This window comes from Shouchella patagoniensis, assembly GCF_002019705.1.
Taxonomy (GTDB): Bacteria; Bacillota; Bacilli; order Bacillales; family Bacillaceae_D; genus Shouchella; species Shouchella patagoniensis.
In genome coordinates this window covers 3,155,423-3,176,823 of record NZ_KV917377.1, presented here as the reverse complement: position 1 = coordinate 3,176,823, position 21,401 = coordinate 3,155,423, and the positions used below count along the sequence as shown (strand labels likewise).

The window sequence follows — 21,401 nt, the reverse complement described above, 5'->3', positions numbered from 1 at the left end:
CCCCCTATGTTACATTTTAGTAAGCGTTTTCAATGAAGTTGAACGAGCATTCTATTTATGATATTGGCGGCATTCCCCCTTTATACCACCCTTTAAGACGTTTATTTTTTAATAAGAACTGCACGTCGTTGACTCCTTCCCCTTTAGCGAAAGGACTTCTCATTCCAAAACAATTCCTTTCTTATTTGTTCTACGCTTGACGTTTCATCAATCACAATACATTCTATCCCCATTAGGTTGGACCAATCGACTAATTGTTCTTTAGAAATATGGTAGGAAAAAACAGTATGATGGGCCCCGCCTGCATAAATCCATGCTTCAGTAGCTTCGGAAAAGGAAGGAAGTGGCTTCCATAACACACTTGCGACCGGAAGTTTTGGCATTTCGTTTTCGTTCTCCACCGCCTCTACCTCATTTGCGACAATACGGAAGCGTGAACCAACATCAATAATAGCTGCATTCAGAGCTTGACCCGCCTTACCTTTGAAAACAAGCCGTGCCGGGTCTTCTTTGTTCCCCATCGAGAGTGGCTCAACAACAATCATTGGTTTCTCATGAGTAATTGTTGGACACACTTCTAACATATGTGATCCTAAAATCATTTCATTTCCATGTTCAAGATGGTTTGTGTAATCTTCCATAAATGACGTACCCTGCTGATTTGCCATAACTTTAAGAACCCGCAACAGTGCAGCAGTTTTCCAATCACCTTCCCCTGCAAAGCCGTAGCCTTTTGCCATTAAACGTTGAACTGCAAGACCGGGTAACTGTTTCATTCCATGTAAGTCTTCAAATGTCGTTGAAAAAGCGCGATAATCTCCTTGCTCAAGAAAACGTTCTAAACCAATTTCTATTCGCGCTTGCTCTTCAATTGCAGAAACACTCGCATCAGGATGAAATGTATATAAACTTCGGTATTCATCCATTAAGGCAGCAACACTCTGATCCGTTACTCCTTGAATCGTTTCAACTAAGTCTCCAATGCCATAACCAGAAACGGACCAACCTAGTTGAATCTGAGCTTCGACTTTATCTCCTTCAGTCACAGCGACTTCCCTCATGTTGTCGCCAAACCTTGCGACTTTTAATTGCTTGCTTTCTTGATACGCACTTACGGTCTTCATCCAGTCACCAATCCGCTGTGCAACCGCTGGATTCTGCCAATGTCCTGCCACTACTTTTCGTTCGATCCCCATTCGTGAGACCATAAACCCAAATTCCCGGTCTCCATGTGCGGACTGATTCAAGTTCATAAAATCCATATCAATTTCGCCCCAAGGAATATCACGATTGTATTGTGTGTGTAAATGGAGCATTGGCTTATTTAACTCATTAAGACCCGCAATCCACATTTTTGCTGGGGAAAATGTATGCATCCATGTAATAATGCCCGCACAATTAACGTTTTGACTCGCTTCTCGTAAAAGGTGCAAAATACGGTCTGGGGATGTGGCTACAGGTTTTAAAATAAGTTTTTCTGGCAACAAATGAGCGAGACCTTTCACAATCTCATTAGAATGCGCTGCCACCTGATCAATCGTCTCTTGTCCGTACAATGGTTGACTACCTGTAATAAACCAATATTCATACGCTTTATTCTTAAGCATGGACCGCTCCTCCTTTTGTTTTATCGCGCAAGCTCCGAAGTGTTTTCATGACATGATTTTCACCTCTGCCAAAATAATCGTGAAGCTTACTATACTCTCTATAAATGTTTTTATAAATTTCAACATTTTCAGGATTTGGTTTGTACGAATAATCATTGATTCGAGCCATCTTTTCTGCCGCAGCAAAGATCGTTGCATAACCACCCGATGCTTCTCCTGCCGCAACACTTGCATACATTGCTGCCCCTAGGGCTGGTGTTTGTTTAGATGCGGCTACTTTAATTTCTAAATTTGTTACGTCTGCATAAATCTGCATCAGTAACTTATTTTTTTGGGGTAAGCCACCACACGCATATAATTCATTTACTTCAACACCACTGTCATTAAAAGCGTCTACAATTTTTTTAGTGCCAAAGGCAGTCGCTTCTAATAAGGCACGGTATAACTCTTCAGGTTTTGTTTGTAATGTATAACCAAGAATGAGTCCGGTTAAATTTGTATCAACCAATGTCGACCGGTTTCCATTCCACCAATCAAGTGCGAGCAAGCCCGTTTCACCCGGTTGATAAGTAGCCGCTTTTTCTTCTAGCAAAGAATGAAGTGGCAATCCTTTTTGCTTTGCCTCAGCTTTAAGCTCTGACGATACCCCATGCTCGATAAACCATGCGAAAATATCGCCAACAGCTGATTGTCCAGCTTCATAACCGAAATAACCTGGGATAATCCCATCTTCGACCACTCCGCACATACCCTCAACTTCTTTTTCTTCTTCAGATAGTACGAGATGACAGATTGATGTGCCCATCGCCATAACCAACTTTCCCGGTGCAACAACGCCTGTTGCTGGAACGGAAACATGTGCATCCACATTTCCAACAGCAACAGCCGTACCCGGTAAGAGTCCAATACGTTTTGCCATTTCTTTTGTTAAACCACCAGCTGCTTCCCCAGGCGCTCGTATTTCACCGCGAAGTTTTGTGGACGTTAAACGCTTTAGATCAGGGTGTAAAGCGGCAAAGAATTCTTCTTCTGGATACCCATCTTGCTTATGCCACATTGCTTTATAGCCCGCCGTACAACTGTTGCGGACAATTGTGCCAGAAAGTTGCGCAATGACCCAGTCTGTTCCTTCTAAAAAAGCATCAGCTTCATCAAACATTTCCCGATCTTCATTAAAGACTTGCCATATTTTTGACATCATCCACTCTGAAGAGTACTTACCTCCATAACGCGCAAGGAACGATTCACCCCGCTCCTCACCAATCCGATTAATTTCATCCGCTTCATCCTGAGCTGCATGATGTTTCCATAATTTCACCCATGCATGCGGTCGATTAACCAAACGATCTTGAAAACAAAGGGGCTCTCCATCTTCATCTATGGGAAGCATTGTACAGGCAGTAAAGTCAATACCAACCCCAATAACTTGACTTGCGTTTATACCCGATTCATCAAGTACAGCTGGAATGGATTGTTCAAGCACATCTAAATAATCTCTCGGATGTTGAAGGGCCCACTCTGGTTCGAGCTTCACTCCACTCCCTGGCAGACATTCATCCATTACACCATGAGCATAAGGTGTGACATGCTCAGCCACCTCTGCACCATTTTCTAAGTCGACCAACACCGCTCTACCCGATTCCGTTCCATAATCAATTCCAATCGTATAACGCTTTTTCAATCCGACTCACTCTCCTTCTGGCCATAATACGCATGTTCTCCATGCTTTCTTAGGTAGTGACGATCAAGCAATTCTTGAGATATACCCATCACATCAGGTTTTAACCCAATTGTATTAGATGCCATCTTAGCTACTTCTTCTAGAACGACCGCATGATAAACCGCTTCTTTTGGAGATTTCCCCCATGTGAAAGGAGCGTGGCCATGAACAAGCACCGCTGGAATTTGTAATGGATTTCCTAACTCAAACGTTTCTACAATAACATTACCAGTTTCTTTTTCGTATTCACCTCGAATTTCTGCGCTCGTCATTTCTCTTGTACAAGGAATGTCGCCATAAAAATAATCGGCATGGGTTGTTCCTAATACTGGTATCGACTTCCCCGCTTGCGCCCAGCCAGTTGCCCATTCAGAGTGAGTGTGAACGATTCCATTAATATCTGGAAAGGCTCGATACAGAAGCAAATGGGTATCAAGATCAGAAGAAGGTCGAAGTGGCCCTTCCACAACCTCGCCATCAAGCGAAACAAGCACCATATCTTCAGGACTCATCTCGGCATAATCCAACCCGCTAGGCTTAATTGCAACGATGTTCTGTTCTCGATCAATTCCACTTGCATTCCCCCAAGTAAATGTCACTAAGCCGTGTTTAGGTAAAGCCAAATTGGCTTCATATACTTGATGTTTAAGATCGGTAAGCATCAACTTTTCCTCCCTTTTTATCGTTATATAGACGCAAAAGCGTGTATCGTTCCCTAAGTAAGTGGGCATGCAGTAAGCTCTGATTAATTAGCTCCGGAGTGATTGGAACAAACCGTTCGCTCCATCCAGCTGTTTCGAGCAGCTCTTTTACCCAAGCAGCTTCAGGCAATGTTTCAATAAGGGGACGGACTCGCTCCACTTGTTCCTCGCTCATTAACTCGTCAATTACTGGCAGAATTTCCTCTTTATATAAGCGGTTGATTAGTAAAGTAGACAAACCGACCTTTGCACCATGTAATAATTGCTTCTCACCCTTTTCAAGAGCCTTCATTTCCCAATAATGAGAGAGATGGTGTTCCGCTCCAGAAGCAGAGTGGGAATAGCCGAACAGTGCCATTGCCAACCCAGATAACAATAATCCTTCCATTAGAACCGAAACACCTTCTTCGGTTTTTGATCCGATTTTATCAACTGCATGAACGCAGGAAAAAAGTGCTTCTTCTGTTAACTTAGCTACGAGTGGTGAATAGGGCTCTCCTTTTACGATCGAGCCGATTCGCCAATCTAAAAGAGACGTATATTTTCCAACCATATCGCCAAATCCAGCTGCAATTAAAGCGGAAGGAGCTCGTTTTAATACCGATGTGTCAGCAAACAAAGCAATTGGTGCAACAAGTTGATAGGTTTTCTTCTCTCCTCTTAAAACGATAGGTGCACCCAAGGATGTAAAACCATCAACAGACGGAGCAGTAGGAATAGATACAAACGGTTTGCTTGTTTTTCCACTTACAAAGCGGACAATATCATGGATCGTACCTGAACCTACAGCAACAATCAGTTGTGTATCCGCTTCAATTTTTAAAAGAACATCAACTAAAGATGCCTCATCAGCAATGACATCACCGTTTATATTTGGTTCCAACATGTGGAGGTCTACATAATGTCCATGAGTTTCTAATAGCTTTTGTAATCTTTCACCAGCTGCTTTATGCGTATTTTGATCTGCAACTAGCAATACTCCGTTATCTACTCGCCTTGCAATAAACTCAGCCGCCTTAGATAACGCATTCTCTTCGACTACGAGTAACTCTACTGGTAGTGGGTAAAGCGTTTCTCCAGATTCTTCAATTCGCTGTTGCAATGAGTTCATATTCATAAATACCTCCTAATATCTGCCAAACTATCAATAATATAATCTGGTTTTCTTTTTGAAGGCAGCGTATTCGCTTCAGCTAAGCTGGCGTTTCCTGTCAGCACAAGTGCAGTTCTCATCCCTTGCATCCGTCCAAGACCAATATCTGACTCTAAACTATCCCCCACAATTAGGCTCCTTGTTGCGGGTGTTTGCAAATAGTCCAGAGCCGCTTCTGCCATAAAACACGAAGGTTTGCCAATGACTAGTTCCGTTTTTCTACCCGTTGCCGCTTCAATTGCTCCAATAAACCCGGCTACATCAATCGCTGGTCCAAGCTCATCCGGATACGTTTTATCTGAATTCGTTGCAATCATTCTTGCTCCCATAGATGTAGCTTTAAAGGCATCATTAAGCTCTCCATAAGTTATTTCATCATGCAACGTAACAATCACAAAATCCGCTTCTTCAGGAGCCTGTGCAAGTTGGACGCCGTGTTGATTCATCTCTTCTCCTAACCCTTTATTACCGAGAAGCCATACAGAGGCTTGTGGATAGTGTTTTTTCATAAATAAAGCAGTTACGGTTGAAGAAAAAATAATGGAGTCGCGTGTTGCTTTAATACCGTGACGTTGAAGTTTTTCATAACCAGCCTCTCTTGAAACATTGCCACGGTTGCTTAAATAAGCAACTCGCTTATTTGCAGCCTGCAAAGCATCGATCGTTTCCTTGGCGTCAGGAATCAGACGATCACCTTGAAAGACGGTTCCATCTAAATCAAACAGCACAGCATCGATTCCATTTAGCATTCGGAATCCTCACCTCTTCTCTCTCCTGCATATCTATTTTTATCACATCAATCTTTTTTATAGATTATGGTTTCATTGGTTTTATCATAACTCCACCTACATAAAAGCGCTTTCAATAATGTCACTTATGCTTCAGTTGATTGTTTAATATCCTCACTTTTTCTTCTAAGTGATTCATTATATTGATGTGCTTTTCGATATGCACTGGGCGTGCAATGCATATGTTTTTTAAAAGTCGTGCTGAAATATTGTTGTGAATTCATACCAATATAATGGGGAATATCTGTGATGCTAATGTCCGTTTGTTTTAACATTGCTTTTGCTTTCTTCATTCGATATGAGACGAGGAATTCATGAATTGATTTACCAGTGGAGAGTTTAAATACCCGTTGCAAATAACCTGGATGTAAATGAACCGCATCCGCAATCTCAGCAACGCTCACTTCTCTATCGTAATTTTGGTGAATATAAGTGATTACTCGTTGTGCATATTGTTGATCAGGTTCTCCGTAATCCACTTCTGCTAACCCAGCAACACGAATAATGTATTCACTTAATAATAATTGCACCATAAAATCCGTTTGATTGCTTTTTTTATCAACTTCCATGATCAGCCTACGCAAACATTGATACGTATCATCCGAATCATGTAAGAGCATATGAGGTTTTTCATTTCTCATCATTTTCCTTAATGCTTCATTTTCCTTATACAGTTCACATAAGGGTGGAAAAGCTGTTTCTCCTCGTTGAAAAGAGATTTCAATATTGAACATTCTGCATTTTTCACTAACAATAAGACGGTGAATTATGTTTGCATCTAAGAATATAATTTGTCCCTTTTTTAATGGATAACAGCCCGTGTTTGTTTCAACTTTACAACTCCCTGAAAGAACATGCATAAACTCAATTGCCTCATGTGAGTGGGATTTCATTTCAAATTGCTTCCATTCTTTATAATAATAAAACTTTACCACTGGATAATATGGTTCGCATTTCAGCTTATTATTGTAAATACTCATCGTATCTCCTTTCCGCATGAACGGAGGCAAAGTTGCCTCCGTTAAACAGTTATTCATAATACAAGCGAAATACCATATCTTGATTATAGTTCCCAAACGAAGAGCCAAATAGCGTCACTCCGCCTACTTGTTCTCCTTCTTCCCCAACAGATACTTTAAACGTCCACACTTTATTACGTATCGCCACATCCGCAATCGTAACGTCTGAAAGATATTTTCCATCTATGAAGGTTCCCGCTTCTGTAATTCGGATTATTTTTAATAAACCATATTGGTTAATAACTCGAGGCCACCATGACGGTGTATACTTGCCTGGATGATCACCGAAATCACCTGGACTTCTCCATTGACCAACTCCTACATCATTAAACTGAAAAGAAATGTCCGATGGCCAATTATTATTTGTAAAAGGAGCTTCTGAAGATAATTCCATCGATATTTCCAATTCTTTTGGTTGTTCACCTGCGTGCATAAAATTAGACAACTTATACTCCACAAACCCTTTATAAAACCACAAAATCTTTGCATGTACTCTCATTGGATCAAGAAAGTACCTTGGTTCATCAAACTCTCCTATTATGGCTTCTTCAGTAGCTAATCCACATGTTGGTTCGACATAAAAGTCAGTGAAATGACCAACTGATACATGACTTTCATGAAAAGAACGAACAGGTGCAGCTTTTGAATCTGGGAATGCAATGTGCACGTCTTTCACACTCAACCTACACAATTTTTGAATACCAGCTTTACCACGTACTTGTTCAGTTTGAATCAATCCAGCTTTTTCTAATTTTTGGACATGTTTTGTCATAATGGCACTGCTTACTTGCTGTGAATCAGCAAGTTCACGAATATTCATCGCTTGTTCCGCTAATAATCGGAGCACATTTAAACGTATTCTACTGGCTAGCGCTTCATACATCGGCAATGATTGTTCTGTTAAATCCAAATCTAGTCTCATAACTCCACCTATTTTCTAAAGTCTGCTCATCATTATCAGTATAATGAACCGATTTAGAGGCAACAACCTTAAGGGACTCACCAGCCTTTTTTTAATGGACACCTTTTATACGCTAACCTTGCTCTAAACTCAACATAACAACCGCATATTGCACAAGTATGACGATCTATTAAATGTTCACAAGAGGCACAGATTGCGAGCCTACTAGCGAATACAGTATCACTCGCAAGGTCCGATTCGAGCACTAATTGTTCTTGAATGATCTCCTTGACAACTCTTTTATTTCTTAACTCCGGACACTTCTTGCAGCTCATGAAAGAGCAAAAACCGTAACAGACATTGGCGGTAAAGTTGCAGACAGTTGATTGTTTTCTAATACTAAATCTGTAAACGATTTTGGTGTTACTCTATTTGGCTGCTCAAATGTATTATGAGCATCTCGCACATCAGCGGATAAAATCGTTGCGGCGACTTTCTTTTTATCTATAACTCCTCTTAAATCTAATTGAAGTTCGTTCTCATCGTATTGAGAAAGATTACAAACACTGATGTGCGCTTTTCCCTGTTTGTTTATTGATGCAGACATGTGAAGTCCCCCTCCATTTGTTACATGTAGAGGTAATAATGCTGCTCCTTGATGCACTTTATATAGGTTAAACACGTGATAGGTAGGCGTTTTAACCATTTTCTCTCCTTCCGTTAACAAAACGGACTGAAGAACATTAATCGTTTGAGCTAAATTGGCCATATGGACTCTTTCTGCATGATTGTTGAATATATTTAACGTAATCCCTGCAACCAGAGCATCCCTTATGGTGTTTTGTTGATATAAGAAGCCAGGATTCGTTCCCCTTTCTACATCGTACCAAGTTCCCCATTCATCGACGATTAAACCGATACGTCTTCCTGGGTCGTATTGATCCATAATGGCACTATGTTTTGTAATCAATTCATCCATATACATAGCTTTTGTTAACGTTTCATCCCATTCTTGTTCGCTAAAGCCTGTTGCGGCACCTTTCTTTTCCCACTTTCCCGGGACCGTATAATAGTGCATACTCAATCCATCCATAAAGGCTGAAGCTTGTTTCATCAATACTTCTGTCCAATTATAATCATCAACGTTCGCTCCACAAGCAATTTTGTAAACAGGCTTTTTACCGTATTTACGCACATAGGTTTGATAACGTCTGTATAAATCAGCGTAATATTCTGGGCGCATATTCCCGCCACATCCCCAGCTTTCATTCCCTACACCAAAGTATGGCAACTCCCACGGGGTAACACGACCATTCTTTGCTCTTTCTTCAGCCATCGGACTGCCTTTTGTTGCGGTAAGATACTCAACCCATTCTTGCATTTCTAACACTTCGCCACTCCCCACATTCCCATTAATATAGGGAGCCGCGCCAATCTCCTCACATAAAGTCATAAACTCATGTGTTCCAAATTCGTTTGTTTCAACCGTACCTCCCCAATGAGTGTTAACCATCTTTTTTCTCTCTTCTTTAGGACCGATCCCATCCTTCCAATGATACTCATCGGCAAAACAACCTCCTGGCCAACGTAAAACAGGTACTTGCAATTCTTTAAGAGCGTTAACCACATCGGTACGTAATCCCTTTTTATTTGGTATTGGTGAGTTTTCTCCAACCCAGATCCCTTCATAGATGCACCTGCCTAAATGTTCAGCAAAATGTCCATAAATGGCGGGATTAATAGTCGCGCCAGGTTCATCCATATGAACCGTCGCTATTCCTTTTTTTGTCATTAAACTTTTGCTCCTTTCGTCATTCCTAATACATTCTTTTGTTGAAACGCTTTCAAATTAAAATGAGTTGTAATCCAAGCAAAAAGACTTCCAGCAAAGCAAACAGCTGCTGGTGGAAGTAAAAAGAAAAGAATCGCAGCAAGAGATAGAAAGACTCCCATCATCAAGGCGTAAGGCAATGAAGCAACAGAAAACAGCACGACATTTTTTAAAAACGAAAACATAGCCTCATTATTAAAATGCACCATCGCTGGCCCGATAAATAATAGGAATAAGCTGTATATGACTAAACATGATACGAGAATTGCCGCTATAACCTGGGAACCAGTGAACTCCATATTCATAACAATAACGTAATCGAGAATAAGAATGGCACCAATACCTAAAACTGTATATCCAATCTTATTTGCTCGCCAAAACGACCGCTTCCATTCATCAAAAAACGTTTGAACCAACGGAAATTCTTCTTCGTTCATACACCACTTTTTCATCACGACAAACATGGCTTGTAAAGCTGGAAAACAACCTCCAATTAAACCACCTAACAACGAAAAGCCGATCCATAGTCCGTTTACACTAGCTAAACGCACAATCCACTCACATACGCGTAGGGCGAACCCTCTCACACCAGTCATCTCCACAATCAATCACCCTTTCAGCTGGTCATCATCCTTTTATACCAGAAAAACTTACACCTTTAACAATTTGTTTTTCAAATAATAAAAAAGCGATAATAACGGGTAGGGAGGCAATTGCATTGACTGTCATCGGCAGAATATACGTCTCTGAATAATTCGAATTAAACATCGGTATACCAACCGGTAATGTGTAAAGCGCCTCTGATATAATTGCCAGATACGGCCAAAGGAAGTTATTCCAAGAAGCGATAAACGTTAAAATACCGACTGCAGCAACTGCTGATTTACCAAGTGGCAATACAATGTTCCAGTACAACCGAAAGTCATTACAACCATCAAGCTTAGCACTCTCAATTAATTCATTTGGTACGCCATCAAAGAAACTCTTTAAAATAATGACACCTAATGGTGCAGCGATACCTGGCAGAATTAACCCCGCATACGTATCGAGCAAGCCCATTGAACCAATAATTTCATAAAGCGGAATAATCATCGCTTCTCCTGGAACCATTAAACCAGCCAAAAAGAACAAGTATAGTGCTTTCCGGTAGCGAAACCGCATTTTTGAAAAAGCGAAGGCTGCCATCGATGTTAAGACAAGTGTAAGAAGAGTAGTGATTGTTCCAATTAGGAAGCTGTTCCAAATCCATAAAAACACATCGCTTCCAATAACGATATCAACGTAATTGCTAAATGTGTAAGGTGGTAAAAACCAATCAATTGCTGAGGTTGCAGCCGTTCCTTCCGGCTTCATTGATACAAAAAACATCCAAACGATAGGGAATAAAAACGCAAGTGCACAGAGAAAGGCAATGGTGATTTTTAACCAACGTAATGGGTCTCGTTTTGTAGTAAGCGCAGACTGACTCATAACATTCTCCCCTCTTTGCCACCCAATCGTAGCTGAATAACCGATAGCACCAAGAGCACCATAAAGAGCAAGTAGGACATTGCAGCTGCGTAGCCCAGATCATAACGTTGGAAGCCCATTTCATAAATATATAAAATGATTGGTCTGGTTGATGTTCCTGGACCACCGTCGGTGATAAGCAAAATTTGCGCAAATACTTTAAACGAAGCAAGTACTTGTAAGAGCAAGATTAACCGACCTATTGGCATAAGCTGGGGTAGTGTAATGCGCCAAAACATTTGCTGCCTTGTTGCACCATCTACTTCAGCGGCTTCATATAAATCATCTGGAATTCCTTGAAGCGCTGTCAAAAATAAAATCATATTAAATCCAACCGTCCACCAGAGTGTGACGGCAATGATGCTTACCCAGGCAAGTGAGGGAGTTGCAAGCCAAAAAGGTTCCGAATTAAAACCTACTGCCTGAAGAATGTTGTTCACAACACCCGTATAGGGTTGCAACATGAAAATGGCCACAAAAGAGATGACGGAAACACTTAAAATACTCGGAATAAAAAAGGAGCCTCTAAAAAACGTTTGTAACTTTGTGTTTAAGTTAGCCATTAAAGCGAGCATTAAGGCTAACACTACCATTGTGGGTGTTGATAATAAAACAAATAAAGCTGTATTACCAAAGGCTTCCCAAAAATTAGGGTCACTCAACACATCTATATAATGGGTTAACCCGATAAACTCTTGCTGTTCAATGAGAGTCCAATTAAAGAAGCTCATCTGCATTCCCTTAAAGATCGGGTAAATTGTAAAAAGTACATAAGCAACAAAGAAAGCAAGCAAAAACGGAATAGGACGTAAGTCGTCTTTCCACGTTAACTTTTTCATTTCATGCCCTCCTTAGCGGATACTTGCAACAGCTTATTGTCTTGTCGTCACAGCAAGAGCCTTCATCATTTGGTCAATTCCTTCTTCAGGTGTAAGGCGGTTGCTCATTATTTCGTCTAACGCACGAACCATATCCGTTTCAGCGGGGTTTTGATAAATCGTATTATCTGTAAAAACTACTTTTGAAGCGACATCTGCATAATCAGAACGAAACGGCTGCTCTTGGAAAGCTTGCGATTCCACTACATCACTTCTTGCTGGAATATGTCCTGCTTTTGCCCATTCAGCCCCTTCATCGCTTACAAATGCAATAAATTCTGCAATGGCCTCTTTGCGTTCAGTTGATTGCTCCTCTTGAATAGGAACAATCAATGTATGGGAATCTCCTTGAGCTGCATTAACATCAAATGACTGTGGAAGCGGCATTGCTGTAAAATTTAAATCATTCGATTCCCAAATCCCCGTTGCCCACACACCTGTCATCATGCCTACTGCATTTCCTGCTTGAAAAGTTTCGTAGAAGTCTCCAATATGCATCGGAATCACATCACCAAAGAAATCGTGAATATATTCTGCTGCTTCGATCGCAATTTCACGATCTAATGTAATTTCTGGTTCTCTTAAATCATCAGAAAATATCGGTGTGCCTCCCATTTGAAAATAAACCGTCCACCACCAACGATACGTATCAATCCCACCTGTAGAAATAGCAAGTGGTGTTTTCTCTGGTAACGTCTCTTTTGCCGCAGCAAAATAGTCCATTAATCCAGTTGGTGTCGCTTCAATCGTCGGACGTCCTTCATCGTCTAATAATCCTGCTTCTTCAGCTAGATCATTATTAATGTATAGAATAAACGGATGCGTATCTATCGGTACTGCGTATAGCTCTCCTTCTACTTCAACGGCATTGCGAATATTATCTGGGAACAATTGAAAATCAAGCCCCGCCTCTAACATCATATCTTCTACTGGCTGCAAAAGCCCCTGATTCATCAATTGCGGCAATGAAGCTGCATGAGATATCCCAATATCTGGTCCTCGATCAGCAGCAACACTTGTCACAACCTTTGTATAATAATCATCCCAATCTTGCAAAATGAGATCCACATAGACGTCATCTTGGCTACTATTATACTCGTCAACAATCGCTTCCATATAAGACAAATCTCCACCCGAAAGAAATACCCAGTAATCAAGCTTCATTCGCCCATCTGCAGTTGTATCAACAGAACGAGCACATCCACTAAGCAAAACAATAACACTCACCGCAACGATCCATCGCCTAGAATGCTTCACTGCAACAACCCCTTTCCTGATCCGTTTAGAAGAGATAGCGCTTACAACAAAACGATAAGAACTGCTATGCATTAAACAACAACCTAGATCATTAAACCTTTTTCAGGCGGACGACATGCCATGAAGCCGGGACTAGCCTAGCTGTTACTTTTCCTTCTGCAACCTGCGCATCTCCGTTTTTGTGGGGTCTAACCATTTCCTTTTCTTTAGTGTTAACCGCTTTCAAATTGTCATTTTCAAGGACAAGATGCTCGATTATTTGATACTTTTCAAACCCACGAATATCGATCGTAACATCCAGTGAATCATTCAAATGCCGATTTAAGGCAAAAATCGTTAGTTGATTCTCTTCTTCGTTATAAACAACCGCCGTATCCAATTGTGGAACATCTGTATACTTTTTCGTATCGTAACGCGGGGTTTGAACAACTGGTTGAAGGGAAACCCCTCTTCCGAATACAGAGACATGCATATAAGGATAGAAGATCGTTTGACGCCATGCAGGACCACCATTCTCAGTCATGATCGGCGCAATAACATTCACAAGCTGGGCAAGACAAGCCATTTTTACTCTGTCTGCTCTTTTTAAAAAACTCATTAACATCGAACCAACTAAAAGCGCATCTTCAAAATTATACACATCTTCCAATTGTGGAGGCGCAACTGTCCACGGCTCCATTTTTTTATCAGCTTCGCGGGAATGATACCATACATTCCATTCATCAAAACTCAAATACATTGTTTTCTTGCTGCGTTTTTTTGCTTTAATGTAATCACATGTCGCAATAACTGTCTCAATAAAACGATCCATGTCAAGCGTTTTTGCTAAATAGCTAGCCGAATCATCTGCTGAATTTCCGTAATATTGATGAAGGGATATATAATCAACTTCTTCATACGTATGTGTAAGCGTTGTCGCCTCCCACTCTGGGAATGTTGGCATCTCAATATTCGAGCTCCCACAGGCTACTAATTCAATGTTCGGATCTACTAGCTTCATCGCCTTCGCTGTTTCAACGGCTAACCTTCCATACTCATCTGCTGTCTTATGACCAATCTGCCATGGACCATCCATTTCATTCCCTAAACACCACGTTTTGATGCGATGAGGATTTTTATAGCCATGGTTCACTCGCAAATCGCTATAATAGCTTCCACCAGGATGATTACAATATTCAACTAAGTTTCTCGCGGCATCCACCCCTCTTGTTCCGAGGTTTACAGCCATCATAACTTCTGTATTTGCCTGTGTTGCCCAATCAACAAATTCATTTGTTCCGACATAATTTGGTTCTAGGACACGCCAAGCAAGTTCCAACTTCTTTGGTCGTTCATTAAGTGGACCAACGCCATCTTCCCAATTATACCCAGATACCATATTTCCACCTGGATACCTAACGATCGGAACGTTTAATTCTTTTACTAAATCCAGAACGTCTTGACGGAAACCTCCTTTTGTTGCTTTCGCATGGTCCGGCTCATAAATTCCTCCATATACTGCCCGACCTAAATGTTCAATAAATGAACCATAGATGCGTGGATCAATGTCACCAATAACAAATGATGGGTCAATCGTCATTTTCGCTTTTTGTACCGCTTCCATATACATCCTCCTTCGAACATTAACAATATAGTTAACTATATTGTTAATTAAAAATAAATTAATTACTTATAGTGGATTATACGTTGGGTCTACCAAAGAGTCAACTAATGATTTTTAATTTTTCGAACTATCGATCGTATAAAATGTTCATAGGCATGCTGCGTAACAGCATGCCTCAGATTACTATTTTCACTAAAAAGTATATAACACTCCTATGAATAACTGCTATTGAAGCAGTAGCGACTCTGACTACAATAACACCTCGTAATGAAACTGACCCTAGACTTGATAAGATAAAACAAGGTTTGACATTGTTTCACAAACCTTTTATAAGCTGACCATAAACGAGTTGCTACATTTCCTCCTTACTTTAATCCTGTTGTTGCAATCCCTTCCACTAAATACTTTTGAAAGAATAAAAAGATAATAAATTGTGGAAGAAGTGATAATGATGACATGGCAAGTAGTGGTCCCCATGATGTTCCTGACTCTGCATCCATAAAATTACGCAAGCCAAGAGCAATTGTTTGGATATCTGCACTATTTAAATAAATGAGTGGTCCAAGAAAATCATCCCATGTCCACATAAAAGCAAAGATTGCTACCGTTACAAGTGCTGGTTTGACTAACGGCAAAATAATACGCCAGAAGATGCCAAACGTGGAACAACCATCAATGATTGCAGCTTCATCCAATTCACGAGGAATACCTCGTATAAATTGAATAAGCAAGAAAATAAAAAACGGTGTCCCCCCTAAAAAGGCTGGTACAATTAATGGATAAAATGTATTTACCCATCCAATATTATGGAACATGATATACTGTGGAATTAATGTGATTTGTACAGGCAACATGACTGTAGCAATCAGACAAGCAAATAGCAGCTTCTTAAAACGAAATTGCAATCTAGCAAATCCATACGCAACGATACTCGATGAAAGAATTGCTCCTATTACCACAAAGGTAGTGACAAAAGCAGAATTTAGAAAATAAACATCAAAACCAGTTCGTCCAAATCCTTGCCAACCAACTAAATAATTTTCCCATTTAAATTCGCTCGGCCATAAAGATGCTGCATTACCAAAAATCTCTGTTTGCGACTTAAGTGAGCTAGCTATCAACCATAAAATAGGGTAAAGCATAACAAAGCCGAACAATACGACAAACGTATAATAGATCGCATCCGCGCGAATTGTCCGTTTCTTCATTTATTTCCCCCCTCATAGTGAACCCAATATTTTGATGTTGCAAACAAAATCAGTGTGATGACACCAATAATGACTAACAGAATCCACGCCATCGCTGATGCATAGCCCATGCGCAAATATTCAAAAGCGGTTTCATACAAGTAGACTGCATAAAAGTTAGTCGCATCCATCGGTCCACCTTTTGTTATGAGAAATGCTTGAGTAAACGTCATGAATGCGCCAATCGTTTGCATAATTAAGTTGAAGAAAATAACAGGCGTCAACATCGGCAACGTAATTCGGAAAAACCGGGTTAAAGATGAAGCTCCATCTACACTTGCCGCCTCATATAGTTCCAGCGGGATTTGCCTTAGCCCTGCCAAAAAGATAATAAGCGGTGAACCGAATTGCCATACAACTAAAATGATTAGAATCGTTAAGGCATACGTGGGGTCACCAAGCCAATTTAAACCATCTAAACCCACAGAAGCAAAGAGTGAATTAATCGCACCTTCTCTACCAAAAAGCTGACGCCAGACAACCGCAATTGCTACACTCCCCCCTATAATGGAGGGAATGTAATAGATTGTAGTAAATAACCCTGTTCCTTTTCGTCCAGTATTAAACAACATAGCAAGCAAAAGAGCAAATACTAGTTTTAAAGGCGTCGAGACAAAAACAAAAATCAAGGTTACTTTTAACGATTGTACAAACCTCGGATCGTTCACTAAAACATTCTTATAATTCTCCAAACCAACCCAACTTGCTGGTGACAACATATCGTAATTCGTAAAAGAAAAGTAAAGTGATGCAATCATTGGTCCAATAACTAAACCTAAAAAACCAATCAACCAAGGCGAAATAATCAAATATGCAACCAAATCCTTACGAATTGACCCTTTTGTTGACTTCATCTTGAGGGTTGGATTGAGCGTACTTTGCGTAGGTTTCATCATATTCTCCCCTCTTCCGGTCTAGTTTATAATCGACTCTGCCTCACTCCGAAATTGTGTTGTTGCATCTTCTGGGGATGTTTGACCATACTTTACAGACTCTATAATTCTTAAAAATGCACCTCGTACTTCACTTTCACCTGGAGGAGGTAAAGGATCGGCTGGTGCCGAGTTTTCAGCCATAAACTCGAGGTATCCAAATGTTTTCTCAACTTCTTCAGACACTTTCCCTTCCAAATGAGTACGGATTTCTGATGAGATCGGAACGCCCCGCTCTCCTTGAAGAATTTCATTTGCCTCTGGATCATTTGTAACGAAATCAATAAACACAGCAGCATTCTCTTCTTGATTTGTATGCTCTGTAACTGAAAAGGACATACTCGGTCGAATCCAATTCCCTTCAACTCCACCATCAAGTGCCGGAAGCGGGCTTAACGACAGTTCTTCTTCCGTCAACGCTTGTTGCCCAATAATTTGGTTGCTTGCAATAAGACCCATTCCGGTTAATCCACCTGCAATCGTAGATTCGCCACCTTCTATATATTCCATTGTTATCTCATGTGGCGGAGACAAATCCTCCTCCAACATCTCGGTAACAAATTGAAAAAACGCAATTAATGTTTCATCCGTGTAGCCAAGACCATCGCCCGCTTCATTAAAGACACTCTCTCCACTTTGTCTTGCAAAAACAGTAAACAACTCAAACTCTGAACTAAGGTCATATCCGTAAAATCCGTCTCCAACTGCCGCTCCGAGCTCTCGCATTTTTTCTTTTAAGTCCTCGTACGTATATCCATCTTCCAATTCAATTCCATGCTCATCAAACAATTCTTGATTATAAACAACACCAAGTGCATTTGAACCTAGTGAAATTCCATATACAGCATTATCAACGGTATTTATATCTTGATAGGCATCATCAACGTTAGATAAGTCAATTATTCCATCATCAATGAAAGGAGAAAGATCTTTTATCAGACTCCTAGAAATATATTCATTAAGTTTGCTATTGTCCATCTGCACAACGTCAGGCAAATTACTTCCTGCAGCTTGTGTCGTCAATCTTTCCCAGTAGTTATCCCAAGCGGTGTACTCTGGCTCAACCGTAATATCCGGGTGCTTTTTTTCGAATAATTGGATCATTTCAAGTGTCATTGTGTGCCTTTCTTGACCTCCCCACCAAGCAACCCGCAAAACATCGTCGTCATTTCCCCCATCGCCGGAGCTACCAGTTTGGCACCCCCCAATCATTAATGTGCAAAGTACAACGGTAGCAATAAGTACTCCATTTCGATTTTTTCTCATCTTTAAGTCCCCCTTTAAGTTCACTTCTTCTGATCATACCCACGTTACAGTCCCTGAGACCCGTGCTTAGTTTAGATCCTCCCACTCTTCTTTAACATCATCAATATAGACGGTTAGCTTGCGCTTGGCTTCTTCTGATACATGCTTTTCATTCGCTGGCCGATGTAAGTGTTTTTCATAATTGGACAGAAATCGAATGGCTTGTGGATAACGCCCCGCCTCAAAGTGGCTTTCAGCTTGCCTAAGCATGTTTTGCAACTGGTTACGAAGTGGTCCACGAATTTCTTCTGCTTCAATGAATGAGAGTGTCGCCTCTTTTAAGGCATCAAACGAATTTATTTTTACTGTCTCTAGTAAGGGGACATACTCCCAGTCAATATCAGAAGCAAAGTAAAAGCTAGGGTAAGCAGGCTGATTGTAAGTGACATTCTGCCAAGCTATTCCTGTTCGATACTGAATGTCATGCATAAGTGTATACAGCTTTCTATCCGTTACTTCCGTATTCGTATAAATCCTTATTGCAGAACTGTCTTCGGTACGCACAAGGAGTTCTTCTCGCCAATCTCCGAAGATGTCAGCGACAAGCGATGGATTGCCTTTTGTATGGTTATTTGTCCTTGTTCCCGTTGCCGTCAATAGACGTCCATGTTGCCAATCGTCAATGGTCGGTGTTACATCAATTGCACCATTTATCACTTGTGTCGACATATCAGGAGACCATTTGATATTCATATTTGTACCGGGTTGCTCCGAGCTCAATCTTTCTCCTCGCGCCGTGTAAAGACCGATTGCCCACGTTTCGAGCCCTCTCTGTCCAGGAACAACATCGCCAATCATGCCTCGCCCTGTATCCGTTCCACTGTAAGCGCCATATAAGACATCTCCATTACGGGCATCTCGTAAAGCGTATCCATATGGAGCATATCTCCCCCCCTCAAACACCATAAAAGATTCTAGTCCTGGTCGATCAGGATTTATATCGGCAACATGTAATGCATCACCATGACCAAGTCGTGCCATTTCTCCTGGGATCGCACTTTCTGGTGGCATCTTTGCAAAGGAACTATACAATAAGGAGCCATCATGGTCGATTGTTGCTCCACCGTAGATGATTTCCTGTTTGCCATCCCCATCTACATCCGCAACACTAAGTGAGTGTGCCCCTTGTGTTGTAATTTTTCCAAACTCCTCATCTGTACCATCCACTCCATGGGGACCATCGTTAAAGGGATTAGACATTGGCGTCCAACCACTGTCTACAAACCATTTTTCAACGATATTTTTGCCATTCCAATCATACGCAATAAGTGTGGTTCTCGTGTAATAACCTCTTGCAAAGATGGCTGATGGTGTCTCACCATCTAAATAAGCAACACCAGCTAAAAAACGATCTACCCGATTGCCAGGTTCAATTCGGTTCATTGCGTAATCTCCCCACATCAAACCATCGTCCTCGCGCCCAGGCTTATAATGAATTGTTTGTAGCTCGTCTCCAGTTTCTCCTTCAAACACAGTTAAGTACTCCGGACCATCCACTATGAACCCTTCAAATTCACGAAGCTTATTGTTTCCACTCCTTTGCGGAGCATACTCATCCATAAAGTAATCTGTTAGCGTTTCTGCATCTTCTCGGCTCAAGGGATATACATGCTGCGAATCTATACCAAGTGCCGCTTCAATTGTTTCTGGCCAATTCCCATTCACCACTTCTTCATGCTCATGCCATGACATAAACATCTTTACAACGTGTTCATAATAATCATCCGCACTCATTCGGTAATCGTCTTCATGAGAATAGCCGGCATTTACATCTTCTACTGGCATCGTAATATATTCCTCTGAAACAACCTCACCATGTTCATCAAATGTGAGCACTTTCGTTCCTGGTGCAGTTTTAAACATCAATTCTGCTTTTCCATCACCATCGAAATCGTAGACGAGCATTTGTGTGTAATGTGCTCCAGAACGAATATTCTTTCCAAGATCAATTCGATAAAGCAACTCGCCTTCAAATGTATAAGCATCGATGAAGGTATTCCCTGTGTATCCTTTTTGGGATACATCTTTTGAATTAGAGGGGTCCCATTTGACAATGAATTCATATTGACCATCTCCATTTAAGTCGCCTACACTCATATCATTTGCATGATACGTATATTCCTCACCGGCTGGTGTCACTCCATCTTCGGGTTTCTGTAGTGGAAGATCATAGTATCCATCTTCCCACGGTTCAACAACGTCGCTCTGTATTTCTCTATCACCCCTATTGGTAACGCTTACATAATAACTCGAGTTTTTTGTTCCTTCATCATCCAAATAATTTGTGCTATCAGTAATTGTTTTTAAAAATTCTCCATCACGATACACGTCAAAATCTGTTCCTGTTAAACCATTCTCGGAATAACCTGTAGCTTCTTCTTTAAAAAGACGCCAACTTAAAAAAATGCCTTCACCTGTGTCTACGGCTACTAACCCACGATCTAATTCCTCAAGTTGCACCTCAAATACTTTTTTCACAGGAGATGACACGACCGCTGAAGGTGGCCCTTCTTCTCCATCTTTGACAGGTAGGACTTTAAAGAAATGCGGGACATGTGTTGACCCTTCAAATGTGTACCTAGAATCATTTGTTTCAGCTACTTGTTCATATTCCATTTGTTCTGTATTCTTATCTGCCCAATAAACTCGATACCCATCAACATGCTTTATGTTATTCCATTCAAGTTCCACTTCCGACTCATTAACATGTTTGATTTTAAGATCCACCTTTTCATCAGCCATTGATGAACTGCTTATGAAAAGTGGTAATCCAATCCCTACACATAGCAATGCAATAGTAAATTTCCGAATGAAAGCAGACATTCTTTAAACCCCCCAATTATTTGTAGAACGATTCCTTAGGGATAATCTAAGAAGACATGTATTAAACCCCCTTTCTTTTCTGCTAAAAAATCCCTTCTTACCTCTTAGCATACAACTGCCTTCGAAT

At 40.8% G+C, this 21,401-nt stretch carries 18 protein-coding genes; all 18 read right to left on the bottom strand.

Translation table 11 applies throughout. The annotated features are described in order from the left end of the window. Nucleotides 1-143: 143 nt before the first annotated feature. The 18 genes from araA to BK584_RS16575 all read right to left on the bottom strand — a co-directional run bounded on the left by araA (nucleotide 144) and on the right by BK584_RS16575 (nucleotide 21,274). A complete protein-coding gene (gene araA / locus BK584_RS16660) occupies nucleotides 144-1,607 on the bottom strand; it encodes an L-arabinose isomerase (RefSeq protein ID WP_078393615.1) in 1,464 nt (487 codons plus the stop codon). Continuing rightward, nucleotides 1,600-3,288: a ribulokinase gene (locus tag BK584_RS16655; RefSeq protein ID WP_078393614.1), complete on the bottom strand. Its 1,689-nt coding sequence runs from the start codon at nucleotides 3,286-3,288 to the stop codon at nucleotides 1,600-1,602. Before BK584_RS16655 ends, araA begins: the two co-directional genes overlap by 8 nt. Next, nucleotides 3,285-3,989 carry an L-ribulose-5-phosphate 4-epimerase gene (locus tag BK584_RS16650; protein ID WP_078393613.1) on the bottom strand — a complete coding sequence of 235 codons (705 nt, stop codon included), beginning with the start codon at nucleotides 3,987-3,989 and terminating at the stop codon, nucleotides 3,285-3,287. Before BK584_RS16650 ends, BK584_RS16655 begins: the two co-directional genes overlap by 4 nt. Continuing rightward, nucleotides 3,973-5,145 (bottom strand): sn-glycerol-1-phosphate dehydrogenase, encoded by a 1,173-nt coding sequence (locus tag BK584_RS16645; protein WP_245808890.1) that lies wholly within the window; start codon nucleotides 5,143-5,145, stop codon nucleotides 3,973-3,975. Before BK584_RS16645 ends, BK584_RS16650 begins: the two co-directional genes overlap by 17 nt. Then, the gene (locus tag BK584_RS16640; protein ID WP_078393612.1) at nucleotides 5,142-5,930 is read right to left on the bottom strand and encodes an HAD-IIA family hydrolase; all 789 of its coding nucleotides are present in this window, start codon (nucleotides 5,928-5,930) and stop codon (nucleotides 5,142-5,144) included. The genes BK584_RS16645 and BK584_RS16640 overlap by 4 nt, the downstream gene beginning before the upstream one ends. A gap of 125 nt (nucleotides 5,931-6,055) precedes the next feature. Continuing rightward, a complete protein-coding gene (locus BK584_RS16635; protein ID WP_169871323.1) occupies nucleotides 6,056-6,949 on the bottom strand; it encodes a helix-turn-helix domain-containing protein in 894 nt (297 codons plus the stop codon). Nucleotides 6,950-6,998: 49 nt separating this feature from the next. Next, nucleotides 6,999-7,910, bottom strand: a complete 912-nt coding sequence (locus tag BK584_RS16630) for an ArsR/SmtB family transcription factor (RefSeq protein ID WP_078393610.1) — start codon at nucleotides 7,908-7,910, stop codon at nucleotides 6,999-7,001. Nucleotides 7,911-7,987: 77 nt separating this feature from the next. Continuing rightward, a complete protein-coding gene (locus BK584_RS25110; RefSeq protein ID WP_078393609.1) occupies nucleotides 7,988-8,224 on the bottom strand; it encodes a DUF6171 family protein in 237 nt (78 codons plus the stop codon). Beyond that, on the bottom strand, nucleotides 8,221-9,681 hold the full coding sequence (locus BK584_RS16620; protein WP_078393608.1) for an alpha-N-arabinofuranosidase: 1,461 nt from the start codon (nucleotides 9,679-9,681) through the stop codon (nucleotides 8,221-8,223). The genes BK584_RS25110 and BK584_RS16620 overlap by 4 nt, the downstream gene beginning before the upstream one ends. Beyond that, entirely contained in the window at nucleotides 9,681-10,316 is a 636-nt protein-coding gene (locus BK584_RS16615; RefSeq protein ID WP_245809016.1) for a YesL family protein, read from the bottom strand. Before BK584_RS16615 ends, BK584_RS16620 begins: the two co-directional genes overlap by 1 nt. Before the next feature lie 31 nt (nucleotides 10,317-10,347). Further along, nucleotides 10,348-11,190 (bottom strand): carbohydrate ABC transporter permease, encoded by an 843-nt coding sequence (locus tag BK584_RS16610; protein WP_078393606.1) that lies wholly within the window; start codon nucleotides 11,188-11,190, stop codon nucleotides 10,348-10,350. Beyond that, entirely contained in the window at nucleotides 11,187-12,068 is an 882-nt protein-coding gene (locus BK584_RS16605; protein WP_078393605.1) for a carbohydrate ABC transporter permease, read from the bottom strand. Before BK584_RS16605 ends, BK584_RS16610 begins: the two co-directional genes overlap by 4 nt. A 33-nt stretch (nucleotides 12,069-12,101) precedes the next feature. Continuing rightward, on the bottom strand, nucleotides 12,102-13,364 hold the full coding sequence (locus tag BK584_RS16600) for an extracellular solute-binding protein (protein WP_169871321.1): 1,263 nt from the start codon (nucleotides 13,362-13,364) through the stop codon (nucleotides 12,102-12,104). A gap of 91 nt (nucleotides 13,365-13,455) precedes the next feature. Beyond that, nucleotides 13,456-14,967: an arabinosylfuranosidase ArfA gene (gene arfA / locus BK584_RS16595; protein WP_078393603.1), complete on the bottom strand. Its 1,512-nt coding sequence runs from the start codon at nucleotides 14,965-14,967 to the stop codon at nucleotides 13,456-13,458. 365 nt (nucleotides 14,968-15,332) lie between these two features. Continuing rightward, complete coding sequence (locus BK584_RS16590) at nucleotides 15,333-16,175, bottom strand: carbohydrate ABC transporter permease (RefSeq protein ID WP_078393601.1); 843 nt, start codon at nucleotides 16,173-16,175, stop codon at nucleotides 15,333-15,335. Then, nucleotides 16,172-17,107 (bottom strand): carbohydrate ABC transporter permease, encoded by a 936-nt coding sequence (locus BK584_RS16585; RefSeq protein ID WP_180320514.1) that lies wholly within the window; start codon nucleotides 17,105-17,107, stop codon nucleotides 16,172-16,174. The genes BK584_RS16590 and BK584_RS16585 overlap by 4 nt, the downstream gene beginning before the upstream one ends. Before the next feature lie 21 nt (nucleotides 17,108-17,128). Further along, on the bottom strand, nucleotides 17,129-18,412 hold the full coding sequence (locus BK584_RS16580; RefSeq protein WP_078393600.1) for an ABC transporter substrate-binding protein: 1,284 nt from the start codon (nucleotides 18,410-18,412) through the stop codon (nucleotides 17,129-17,131). A 66-nt stretch (nucleotides 18,413-18,478) separates the two neighbouring features. Next, nucleotides 18,479-21,274 (bottom strand): rhamnogalacturonan lyase family protein, encoded by a 2,796-nt coding sequence (locus tag BK584_RS16575; RefSeq protein ID WP_078393598.1) that lies wholly within the window; start codon nucleotides 21,272-21,274, stop codon nucleotides 18,479-18,481. Nucleotides 21,275-21,401: the final 127 nt, after the last annotated feature.

Excerpts from the sequence above, each read along its gene's own strand:
- araA (WP_078393615.1), bottom strand. The coding sequence starts at position 1,607 with ATGCTTAAGAATAAAGCGTATGAATATTGGTTTATTACAGGTAGTCAA.
- BK584_RS16650 (WP_078393613.1), bottom strand. The coding sequence starts at position 3,989 with ATGCTTACCGATCTTAAACATCAAGTATATGAAGCCAATTTGGCTTTA.
- BK584_RS16645 (WP_245808890.1), bottom strand. The coding sequence starts at position 5,145 with ATGAATATGAACTCATTGCAACAGCGAATTGAAGAATCTGGAGAAACG.
- BK584_RS16640 (WP_078393612.1), bottom strand. The coding sequence starts at position 5,930 with ATGCTAAATGGAATCGATGCTGTGCTGTTTGATTTAGATGGAACCGTC.
- BK584_RS16635 (WP_169871323.1), bottom strand. The coding sequence starts at position 6,949 with ATGAGTATTTACAATAATAAGCTGAAATGCGAACCATATTATCCAGTG.
- BK584_RS16630 (WP_078393610.1), bottom strand. The coding sequence starts at position 7,910 with ATGAGACTAGATTTGGATTTAACAGAACAATCATTGCCGATGTATGAA.
- BK584_RS25110 (WP_078393609.1), bottom strand. The coding sequence starts at position 8,224 with ATGAGCTGCAAGAAGTGTCCGGAGTTAAGAAATAAAAGAGTTGTCAAG.
- BK584_RS16620 (WP_078393608.1), bottom strand. The coding sequence starts at position 9,681 with ATGACAAAAAAAGGAATAGCGACGGTTCATATGGATGAACCTGGCGCG.
- BK584_RS16615 (WP_245809016.1), bottom strand. The coding sequence starts at position 10,316 with ATGACTGGTGTGAGAGGGTTCGCCCTACGCGTATGTGAGTGGATTGTG.
- BK584_RS16610 (WP_078393606.1), bottom strand. The coding sequence starts at position 11,190 with ATGAGTCAGTCTGCGCTTACTACAAAACGAGACCCATTACGTTGGTTA.
- BK584_RS16605 (WP_078393605.1), bottom strand. The coding sequence starts at position 12,068 with ATGAAAAAGTTAACGTGGAAAGACGACTTACGTCCTATTCCGTTTTTG.
- arfA (WP_078393603.1), bottom strand. The coding sequence starts at position 14,967 with ATGGAAGCGGTACAAAAAGCGAAAATGACGATTGACCCATCATTTGTT.
- BK584_RS16590 (WP_078393601.1), bottom strand. The coding sequence starts at position 16,175 with ATGAAGAAACGGACAATTCGCGCGGATGCGATCTATTATACGTTTGTC.
- BK584_RS16585 (WP_180320514.1), bottom strand. The coding sequence starts at position 17,107 with ATGAAACCTACGCAAAGTACGCTCAATCCAACCCTCAAGATGAAGTCA.
- BK584_RS16580 (WP_078393600.1), bottom strand. The coding sequence starts at position 18,412 with ATGAGAAAAAATCGAAATGGAGTACTTATTGCTACCGTTGTACTTTGC.
- BK584_RS16575 (WP_078393598.1), bottom strand. The coding sequence starts at position 21,274 with ATGTCTGCTTTCATTCGGAAATTTACTATTGCATTGCTATGTGTAGGG.